The sequence below is a fragment of the Micromonospora sp. NPDC047620 genome (assembly GCF_043205005.1).
Classification (GTDB): domain Bacteria; phylum Actinomycetota; class Actinomycetes; order Mycobacteriales; family Micromonosporaceae; genus Micromonospora.
In genome coordinates this window covers 63,810-72,974 of the sequence record NZ_JBIDDG010000021.1, presented here as the reverse complement: position 1 = coordinate 72,974, position 9,165 = coordinate 63,810, and the positions used below count along the sequence as shown (strand labels likewise).

Below are 9,165 nucleotides of genomic sequence, written 5' to 3'. Positions count from 1 at the left end.
CGCTACGGCGCGGACGCCGGTGTCCGGTGTGGATCACCTTGAGGTCATCAGGCTCCTTCCGTGGATACCCCGGCCTTCAGGTCGGGGAGGATGTCAAGCCTGGATGCCGTGTGTCTGGCGCCAGAGATCCGGGATCACGTCGTTGCCCCACAGCACTGACCGCCCGGCGCCGGCAGCGATCGTGGCCACGGTGCGCACGAACGACAGGCTCACGTCCTGCCACTCGCGTCTCGTCGGCCCGGCACGTTTCGACAGGTTCGCCATGGCGGCGAACGTGGGCTCGTACCGGGGCAGGTCCAGGTGGCCGAGACGCGCTGCCAGTTCGGCGGTCTCCGCGACCGTCAGCCAGCCGTGGATGCCCTCGGTGACGCCGTACTGGTAGCCCAGCGCCGCACCGCGCCTGGCGAGTGCGGCGAGCAGCGCCCGCAGTGGGTCGTCGGCGGGCACGCCCTGACGTTCCAGCACCGGCAGGTAGTAGTCCGGGGTTACGGTGCGGCCGACGAACTGGGACGGCCCCAGGCAGCACACCGCGACCAGCGCCTCGTGCAGCGTGTTCAGTTCCTCGACGGCGTGCCGGTCACCGTCCTGGCGGAATGGACACCGCACGCGCTCGGGGCAGGTGAGCGACGGACAGGTGAGCTGCTCGCGGGTGGCGCGGTTCACCCGGTCTTCCCCGACGTATCGCAGGTCGGGGCCGAGCCATGTGCAGTACCGCGCGAGATCCGTGGGTCGCTCCCGCAGTTGTGAGGCCAACCGCGGCCACAGCACGTCGTAGCCCTGCCCGTCCATCGGTGTCGCGGCCCGGAACACGTCGTCGAGCCACGGCACGACCTCACCGGTGCGCAGCAGCTCCAGCAGCGCCGGCACGACGTCGCTGCGGTAGCGTCCGTAGTCGAACACGAAGATCTCGGCGTCCGCGCCCATGATCACCCCTCCGGAAAATTTTCCAGGCGCGGCGGTGGGCTCGCTCACCGGCCGGTTACCGCGCGGCCGAATCGTTCGGCGACGTCCTGGATCAGCAGGTTCGAGGGGGTGCGGAAGTCGTCGAAGCGACCGTCGATCGACTGGTCGAGCAGCGGCTTGTGCCGCTCGGACGGCAGGCCCGCCAAGCCGAGGAACCAGCCGAGCACCTGCCGGCAGTGCCACTCCCAGCCGCCGTCGGCGCAGGTCCGGTCGACTACCACGGTGACCAGGTGCGTCACCGCCCGTTCCCAGGCGGCCGGGTCGGCGCCGTCGGCGGCGATCAGCGGCAGGAACCGGTCGAAGCGCTCGGCCAGCTCCTCCAGCCACCCCCGCCACTCGACCAGCGCCTCGGTGACCACGCCGAGCGTCTGCTCGGGGTCACCCATGCTGTCGGCGGGGCAGCACCAGGCGTGGACGGGGCCGCCGCCGAAGTCCGCCTCGCCGACACCCCACCGCCAGCCCGATGCCCAGTGCCCGTATTGACCGACGATCGCGAAGCTCATCTCGTCGGCCCACCGGGTGCCCTGCCGCTGCCCCCATTCGTGCACCTCGGATCGGCCCGACCGGCCGGGTGGCCGGGTGGGGACAGCGGCGGCCGGCGGCAGCGACCGGACGACGGCGGGGGCGGAGACCGGATCGAACGGCTGCCGGGACGGGACCACCTCCGCCCAGGTCAGGTGCCAGGGCACGATCATCGGGTCATAGCTGGGGAGATAGGGCTGGGCGTCTGGCGCGTCGGGCAACGAGGCGTCCTCCGGTGGCTCGCGGTCTGACCCGCCCCACCCTAGTAGGCCCAGCCGCGGCGCCGCCGTCAACGCCCGCCTCGATCTGGCGGCGCCCGGCCCGGACCCGCGAGAGGTGTCGGGCCGGTACGACGCGCACAGCGCCGGGTGGTGCGCCGGCCGGCCGGACCGGTCAGGATGACCTGGGCGAGGGCACCGCCGGGTCGAGCCGCGGCCGACGGCGCGACCGCCGACGGAAGGAGACCCGTGTCGTCCACTCTGCTCTCCCGTCGCGACCTGCGGTTCCTGCTGCACGACTGGCTGGAGGCGACCCGGTTGACCGAGCGGCCCCGCTACGCGGAGCACTCCCGGGAGACCTTCGACGCCGTTTTGGACCTCGCCGAGCGGGTGGCCACCGAGCGGTTCGCCCCGCACAACCGGGCCGCCGACCTCAGCGAGCCACCTTCGACGGCCGGCGGGTGCACATCATCCCGCAGGTCAAGCAGGCCCTCGACGTCTTCGCCGAGACCGGCCTGCTGGCCGCCGGCATGGACGCCTCGATCGGGTGGGATGCAGGTGCCGCACGTCGTGCAGGTCGCCTGCTTCGCCTGGTTCCAGGCCGCCAACATCGGCACCTCGGCCTACCCGTTCCTGACCCTCGGCAACGCCAACCTGCTGCTGGCGTACGGCAGCGCGGAGCAGATCGACACCTGGGTCCGGCCGATGGTGCAGGGCCGCTTCTTCGGCACCATGTGCCTGTCCGAGCCGCAGGCCGGCAGCTCGCTGGCCGACATCACCACCCGCCCGGAGCCGCAGGACGACGGGACGTACCGGCTGCACGGCACCAAGATGTGGATCTCCGGCGGCGACCACGAGCTGTCGGAGAACATCGTGCACCTGGTGCTCGCCCGGATCCCGGGCGGGCCGCCCGGGGTGAAGGGCATCTCGCTGTTCATCGTGCCGAAGGTGCTGCTCGACGCCGACGGCGCCCTCGAGGCGCGCAACGACGTGGTGCTGGTCGGCCTCAACCACAAGATGGGCTACCGGGGCACCACCAACACGCTGCTGAACTTCGGCGAGGGCGTGCATCGGCCGGGCGGGCGTCCCGGCGCGGTCGGCTACCTGGTCGGCGAGCCGCACCAGCGCCTGCCGCAGATGTTCCACATGTTGACATCCTCCCGGCCCTGAAGGGCCGGGATTCCCCCGGTCGCCCGTGGGGGTTTCCTGCTTCATGGCCGACTGCCCGCCCGGAGGGACTCCGTTGAGGTCTTACACCAGCTCCACAGGCGTTTTACCTGTCCGCCAGCCCGGCGGCCAGAAGGTTTCTCGCTGCGTTGATGTCCCGGTCATGCGTCGCACCGCACGGGCATTGCCACGTACGGATGTTCAACGGCAGGGATTCGGTGAGCCGCCCGCAGTCCGAGCACAGCTTGGACGACGGGAACCAGCGGTCCACCGTCACCAGGGTGCGCCCGTACCAAGCGGCCTTGTACTCCAACATGGCCCGCAACTGCGACCAGGCCGCGTCGGAGATGGCGCGGGCCAGCCGGTGGTTGCGCAGCAGGTTGCGCACAGTCAGGTCTTCGATCACGACCGTTTGGTTCTCGCGGACGAGTCGAGTCGACAGTTTGTGCAGGTGGTCCCGTCGCCGGTCGGCGATCCGGGCGTGAACCTTGGCGACCTTGAATCGAGCTTTGACCCGGTTCTGGGAGCCTTTCTCCTTGCGGGCCAGGTCCCGCTGTGCCTTGGCGAGCCTGCGCCGGTCGGCCCGCTCGTGACGGGGGTTGGTGACCTTCTCCCCGGTGGACAAGGTCACCAGGCTGGTCAGGCCCGCGTCGACGCCGACCGCCGTGTCGAGAAGCGGGAGCGCCTCGACGGTCAGGTCCTCGACGAGCAGAGACACGAACCAGCGGCCGGCCGCGTCCCGGGACACGGTGACGGTGGACGGTACGGCGCCGTCGGGCAGCGGACGCGACCACACGATGTCCAGCGGGGCGTCCATCTTCGCCAGAGTCAGTTGCCCGTCCCGCCAGCGGAACGCCGACCGGGTGTACTCGGCGCTGGCCCGCGACTTCCTCTTGGACTTGAAACGGGGGTATCGGGCGCGTTTGGCGAAGAACGCCGCGTAGGCGGCGTGCAGATGCCGCAACGCTTGTTGCAGCGGAACGCTGGACACCTCGTTGAGGAACGCCAACTCCTCCGTGCGTTTCCATTCGGTCAGGGCCGCCGACGATGCGGCGTAGCTGATCGAGCGGCGTTCCGTAGCGTGTACGTGGGCCCGCATCTCGAGGGCTTTGTTGTAGACCAGACGCACGCACCCGAAGGTGCGGTGGAGTTGTTCGGCCTGCTCACCGGTGGGATAGAAGCGGTACTTGTACGCCCGCTTCACCACCCCACCCACATTTCACATTCTAACGGTCCATTGTGTTACACGATCATTGAGGGGAGGCAGCGGCGTTTCCTCCCGGCCCTGAACGGCCGGGTTTCCACGCCGCAACTCTGATGAACGAGGCCCGGATCGGGGTGGGCGCGGGCGCCACCGCCCTCGGCTACACCGGCTACCTGAAGTCGCTCGCGTACGCCCGCCAGCGGCCGCAGGGCCGCCCGGCCGCCGACAAGGACCCCACCGCGCCGCAGGTGCCGATCGTCGCCCACCCCGACGTGCGGCGGATGCTGCTGGCGCAGAAGAGCTACGTGGAGGGCGCGCTGGCGCTCGTCCTCTACTGCGGACGGCTGCTCGACGAGGAGAAGACCGCGCCGGAGGCGGCGGACCGGGAACGCGCGCGCCTGCTGCTGGACGTGCTCACCCCGATCGCGAAGAGCTGGCCGTCGCACTGGTGCCTGGCCGCCAACGACCTGGCCATCCAGGTGCACGGGGGCTACGGCTACACTCGCGACTACGACGTCGAGCAGCACTGGCGCGACAACCGGCTCAACCCGATCCACGAGGGCACCCACGGCATCCAGGCGCTGGACCTGCTGGGCCGCAAGGTGACCATGCGCGGCGGGGACGGGCTCGCGCTGCTGGTCGAGACGGTCCGCGCCACGGTCACCCGGGCGTGGAAGGCCGAGGGCGAGGCCGCCGAGCTGGCCGGCCCGCTCGGCGCGGCCCTGGACCGGATCACCCTGGTCACCCGGCGGCTATGGAGCACCGGCGACCCGGCGGCGGCGCTGGCCAACGCGACCGTCTACCTGGAGGCGGTCGGCCACGTGGTGATCGCCTGGATGTGGCTGGAGCAGATGCTCGTCGTCGAGGCGGCCGGCGGCCCGGGCGACGGGCCCGACGCCGACCTGCACGCCGGCAAGCGGCAGGCCGCCCGGTACTTCTTCCGCTACGAACTGCCCCGCACCGGGCCGCAGTTCGACCTGTTGGACAGCCTCGACCGCACCACGCTGGAGATGCGCGACGACTGGTTCTGACCGCCCGCCGCAACCGGCCCGCGCGTGGCGGTGCGGGGTGGCCCGCCGGACCGGGGCGTGCCCGTCTCAGCCGTCGGCGAACCGCCGGTCGCGGGCCTCGTGACCCACCGTCGCGTCGGTGTCCGTCGGGGTCCCCGGCGGACGGGCGCCGGCCGTAGGCTCCGACGATGCGGGATGGGCGGGTGGCGGCGCTCTGGTCGGTCTTCGTCGTCGTCGCCGCGGTGTCGTCCGCGCTCGTGACGCTCCGCCCGGACCGCCTCTCCGACCTGCACATCTACCGGGGCGCGCTGCTGCACCTGCACGCCGGCCGACCGCTCTACGACTTCGCCGCCGAGAACGGCGGGCCCTTCACCTATCCGCCGTTCGCGGCCCTCGTGCTCTGGCCGGTCGCCGCCGTCCCCGAGGGGGTCGCGCAGGGCGTCTGGCTGGCGCTGACCTGCCTCGCGGTGGTCGCCATCGCGGTGCCGGTGGGCCGCCTGCTCGCCGGCCCCGGGCCCCGGCGGGCCCTCGTCGTGCCGGCCGTCGCCTGCGCCCTGATGCTCTCCGCGCCGGTGCAGAGCAACCTCCGCTTCGGCCAGGTCAGCATCTTCATCGTGCTGCTCGCGCTGCTGGACGGCATGGGCGTCGTCCCGGCCCGACTCCGGGGCGTGCTCGTCGGGGTGGCCGCCGCGATCAAACTGACCCCGCTGCTGTTCGTCGTCTACTTCCTCGCCACCGGACGCTACCGGGACGCCGGGCGGGCCGTGGTCACCTTCCTGGGCTGCGCCGCGCTGGGGGCGGCGGTCCTGCCGGCGGCGAGCTGGACGTACTGGACCGAGGCGATGCGCGACACGGCGCGGATCGGCAACCTCGCCTCGCTCGGCAACCAGTCGGTGCACGGCATGCTGCTGCGGATCGGGCTCGACGAGGCGTCCCTGCCGCTCCTCTGGGCGGCCCTGGTGGCCGTTCTCTGCGGGGTGGCCCTGCTGCGGGCGCGGCACCTCGCCGCGCACGGGCGGCCCGGGCACGCCGCCGTGCTCGTCGGGTGCGCCACCGTCGCCGCGTCCCCGGTGTCCTGGACCCACCACCAGATCTGGCCGGTGCTGGCGGCGATGCTGCTGATCGGCGCCGAGGGGATCGCCCGGCGGGTGGCCGGCGGCGCGCTGCTGGTGGCGATGGTGGTCTCGCTGGGGGTGGTGCTGGCCCCGGTCTCGACGACCCCCGGGATCCAGTTCCTCTTCGAGAACGCCCGGGCGCTCGGCGTCGGGGTGCTCTGCCTGGCCGGGTTCGGCGGGGCGGCACTGGCCGTGGCGGGCGCGGGCCGGCGGCCCCGGGCGGCCCGTGGCTGGCTGCGGGTGGGCACCACCGCCGCGCTGGCCGTGGCGTTCTTCGCCGTGCAGCCGCTGCCGGCTGGCGCCGACCCGACGTTCAAGGCGTACACGCTGTCCGACGTGGACAATCCGCGCTACTTCTTCGTCTGCCGGGGCCCGGTGCAGTGCGCCGCGTACGGCACCGACGCCCCGGTGACCTTCGGCACCCGGCGCGAAAAGACCAAGGTCCGGGTCAACGGGGTGGTGTCGCCGGCGGTGGCCCGGCTGGAATACCACTCCGCCCCCGGCGGCGCGCCCCGGGTCATCCCGCTGCTGGCGGCCCATCCGGGGCCCCGGACGTTCTCGTTCCGGTCGGCGACCATGGCCCACGGCCGGCTTGTCGCCTACGCCGCCGACGGGCGACCGATCGCGACCTACGACGAGGAGTTGGCCGCTGCGCTCGACGTCACCGGCGCCCGGCGGAGTGGTGCATCGCCTGTCGCCCCTTGACCACCGCCAGCACGACGACCGCGAGCAGCGCCACCGCGCCGATGACCACCAGCCAGCGCACCGCCTCGAGGAGCAGCCCGAGCAGGACGAGCGCGCCGGCGATGACGGCGACGACCCAGAGCATGGCCCGCATGTCCACCTCCCGTGACTCCGGCCGCGCCGCGCGGCCCCCGCCCGCCTTCCCGGTTCGGCCCGCACCATGCGGCGCGAACCGCCCGAAAACGCCTAGTCAGGTGGCCTGTCAGAGCTGGGCGACGTATACGGTGTTGGTCGACTCCCCGCCGGTCAGCGGGTTGGCGAACGGGACGACGTGTGCCCGCGCGGTACGGAACACCGCGGCCAGCGCCTCCTCGAACGCGGCGTCGGGCGGGTCGTCCGACCAGAGGGCGAACACCCCGTCCGGGTGCAGGTGGGCGGCGAGCCGGCGCAGGCCGTCCGGGGTGTAGAAGGCGGCGTGGGTGGGGTGCAGCACGTTGCGCGGCGAGTGGTCGACGTCGAGGAGCACGGCGTGGAACCGCCGTCCCGGCGCCTGCGGGTCGAAGCCGGTGCCGTCGGCGACGGCGGCGAAGAAGTCGGCCCGCGCGAAACGGGTACGCGGGTCGGCGGCCAGCCCGGCGGCGAACGGCAGCAACTCGCGGCGGTGCCAGTCGATGACGTCCTCGATCGCCTCCACCACCAGCAGCGAGCCGACCCGCTCGTCGGAGAGCGCCGTGCGGGCGGTGTAGCCGAGGCCGAGGCCGCCGACGACCACGTCGAGGTCGCGCCCGGCCAGCGGGGCCAGCCCCAGCCGGGCCAGCTCGATCTCCGCGACGGGGAAGAGGCTGGACATCAGGAACTCGTCGTCGAGCTTGACCTCGTACACCTCGACGTCGAGCGACGGGTCGCGGCGCCGACGCAGGCTGATGAGACCGATCGGGGTGTCCCGCCAGGCCAGTTCCTCGAATCGCACGCCCACGGGCCGGATGCTACCGGGCGGCGCCCCGAGGGCCGGCCACCGGCGCGCATTCCTTCCGTCCGGCCGGGTATGCGCGCTCGTCGAGGGCCGCCGACCGGGGGCCGGACAGGGAGCGCACACTGTGGCGGACATGCTGGCCGGACGGCTGCACGTGGCGGACCGGGTGCTGCGGATGGAGTCGGTGCCGGTGCCGGAGCCGGAGCGCGGGCAGGTGCGGATCAGGGTCGAGGCGGCGGGTGTCTGCCTGTCGGACGTGCACCTGATCGACGGCACCCTCACGCCGCTCTACCTGCCCGGAGACGTGGTGACGCTGGGCCACGAGGTCGCCGGGGTGGTCGACGCGTTCGGTGACGACGTCGAGGGGTGGGAGCCGGGCCAGCGGGTGCTGCTCCAGGCGGGGGAGCGGGACCGGCGCGGCACCGTGTTCACCCGGGGCGTGGACTACGACGGCGGCTGGGCCGAGTACGCCGTGGCCCGCGAGGACACGGTGGTGCCGATCCCGGACGACCTGCCGTTCGAGCAGGCCTGCATCATCCCGGACGCGGTCTCCACCCCCTGGGCGGCGGTGAGGGACACCGGGCGCACCCGGCCCGGGGAGGCGGTCGCGGTGTGGGGCGTGGGCGGCCTGGGCGCGCACGCCGTCCAACTGCTGCGCCTGGTGGGCGCGGCCCCGGTGATCGCGGTGGAGCCGCTGGCGGCGGCGCGGGACCGGGCGACGGCGCTGGGCGCCGACGCGGCGCTCGACCCGGCTGACCCCGGGTTCCGCGACGCCGTGCTGGAGTTGACCGGCGGGCGGGGGCTCGACGTCGCGTTCGACTTCGCCGGGGTGACCCCGGTCCGCGAGCAGGCGCTGACCGTGCTCGGCCGCCGGGGTCGGCTGGTGCTCGCCGGGATCGCCAACAAGCCGGTCACGATCGCCTCGGACAGCCCGTTCAACTACTTCCAGCAGGCGCTGCTCGGCCACTACGGCTCGGAGTCCGAGCACGTCGAGCAACTGGTGTCCCTGGCCCGGCAGAAGCGGCTCGACCTGAGCGCGTCGATCAGTGACGTGCTGCCGCTGGCCGAGGCGGAGGAGGCGGTGCGGCGGGTGCACACCAAGGAGGGAAACCCCGTCCGGCTGATCCTGCGTCCCTGAGCGGCGCCGGCCCGCCGGGTCGCCCCGCGACTCCGCCCGCCGGCCCAGGTGGTGTCACGGGCGCGCCACCCCCAGACCGGGCCGGTCGGGTCCGCCGGGCCGGTCGGGTCCGCCGGGCCGGTCGGGTCCGCCGGGCCGGTCGGGTCCGCCGGGCCGGTCGGGTCCGCCGGG

The 9,165-nt window shown here is 73.1% G+C and carries 9 protein-coding genes; 4 read left to right on the top strand and 5 right to left on the bottom strand.

All coding sequences use genetic code 11. From position 1 onward, the window contains the following. Positions 1 to 93: 93 nt before the first annotated feature. Complete coding sequence (locus tag ACGF5C_RS23930) at positions 94 to 924, bottom strand: hypothetical protein (protein ID WP_393304961.1); 831 nt, start codon at positions 922 to 924, stop codon at positions 94 to 96. Positions 925 to 968: 44 nt separating this feature from the next. Beyond that, on the bottom strand, positions 969 to 1,706 hold the full coding sequence (locus ACGF5C_RS23925) for a hypothetical protein (RefSeq protein WP_393304959.1): 738 nt from the start codon (positions 1,704 to 1,706) through the stop codon (positions 969 to 971). 246 nt (positions 1,707 to 1,952) lie between these two features. On the opposite strand from ACGF5C_RS23925, the gene ACGF5C_RS23920 reads away from it, so the two are divergent. Beyond that, positions 1,953 to 2,873 carry an acyl-CoA dehydrogenase family protein gene (locus tag ACGF5C_RS23920; protein WP_393304957.1) on the top strand — a complete coding sequence of 307 codons (921 nt, stop codon included), beginning with the start codon at positions 1,953 to 1,955 and terminating at the stop codon, positions 2,871 to 2,873. Positions 2,874 to 2,976: 103 nt separating this feature from the next. Here ACGF5C_RS23920 and ACGF5C_RS23915 read toward each other — a convergent pair whose 3' ends face one another. Next, on the bottom strand, positions 2,977 to 4,086 hold the full coding sequence (locus tag ACGF5C_RS23915) for an RNA-guided endonuclease InsQ/TnpB family protein (RefSeq protein ID WP_393304955.1): 1,110 nt from the start codon (positions 4,084 to 4,086) through the stop codon (positions 2,977 to 2,979). 101 nt (positions 4,087 to 4,187) lie between these two features. Here ACGF5C_RS23915 and ACGF5C_RS23910 point away from each other — a divergent pair, with 101 nt between their 5' ends. Further along, complete coding sequence (locus tag ACGF5C_RS23910; RefSeq protein ID WP_393304953.1) at positions 4,188 to 5,105, top strand: acyl-CoA dehydrogenase; 918 nt, start codon at positions 4,188 to 4,190, stop codon at positions 5,103 to 5,105. 167 nt (positions 5,106 to 5,272) lie between these two features. Next, positions 5,273 to 6,904 carry a glycosyltransferase 87 family protein gene (locus ACGF5C_RS23905; RefSeq protein ID WP_393304951.1) on the top strand — a complete coding sequence of 544 codons (1,632 nt, stop codon included), beginning with the start codon at positions 5,273 to 5,275 and terminating at the stop codon, positions 6,902 to 6,904. On the opposite strand, the gene ACGF5C_RS23900 is transcribed toward ACGF5C_RS23905, so the two are convergent. Further along, the gene (locus ACGF5C_RS23900; protein ID WP_393304949.1) at positions 6,861 to 7,037 is read right to left on the bottom strand and encodes a hypothetical protein; all 177 of its coding nucleotides are present in this window, start codon (positions 7,035 to 7,037) and stop codon (positions 6,861 to 6,863) included. The two genes, ACGF5C_RS23905 and ACGF5C_RS23900, sit on opposite strands and share 44 nt — an antisense overlap. Positions 7,038 to 7,145: 108 nt before the next feature. Then, positions 7,146 to 7,859, bottom strand: coding sequence for a spermidine synthase (locus tag ACGF5C_RS23895; protein WP_393304947.1), 714 nt, complete (start codon positions 7,857 to 7,859; stop codon positions 7,146 to 7,148). Positions 7,860 to 7,989: 130 nt separating this feature from the next. Here ACGF5C_RS23895 and ACGF5C_RS23890 point away from each other — a divergent pair, with 130 nt between their 5' ends. Beyond that, complete coding sequence (locus ACGF5C_RS23890) at positions 7,990 to 8,994, top strand: zinc-binding dehydrogenase (RefSeq protein ID WP_393305017.1); 1,005 nt, start codon at positions 7,990 to 7,992, stop codon at positions 8,992 to 8,994. The last annotated feature ends 171 nt before the right edge of the window (positions 8,995 to 9,165 follow it).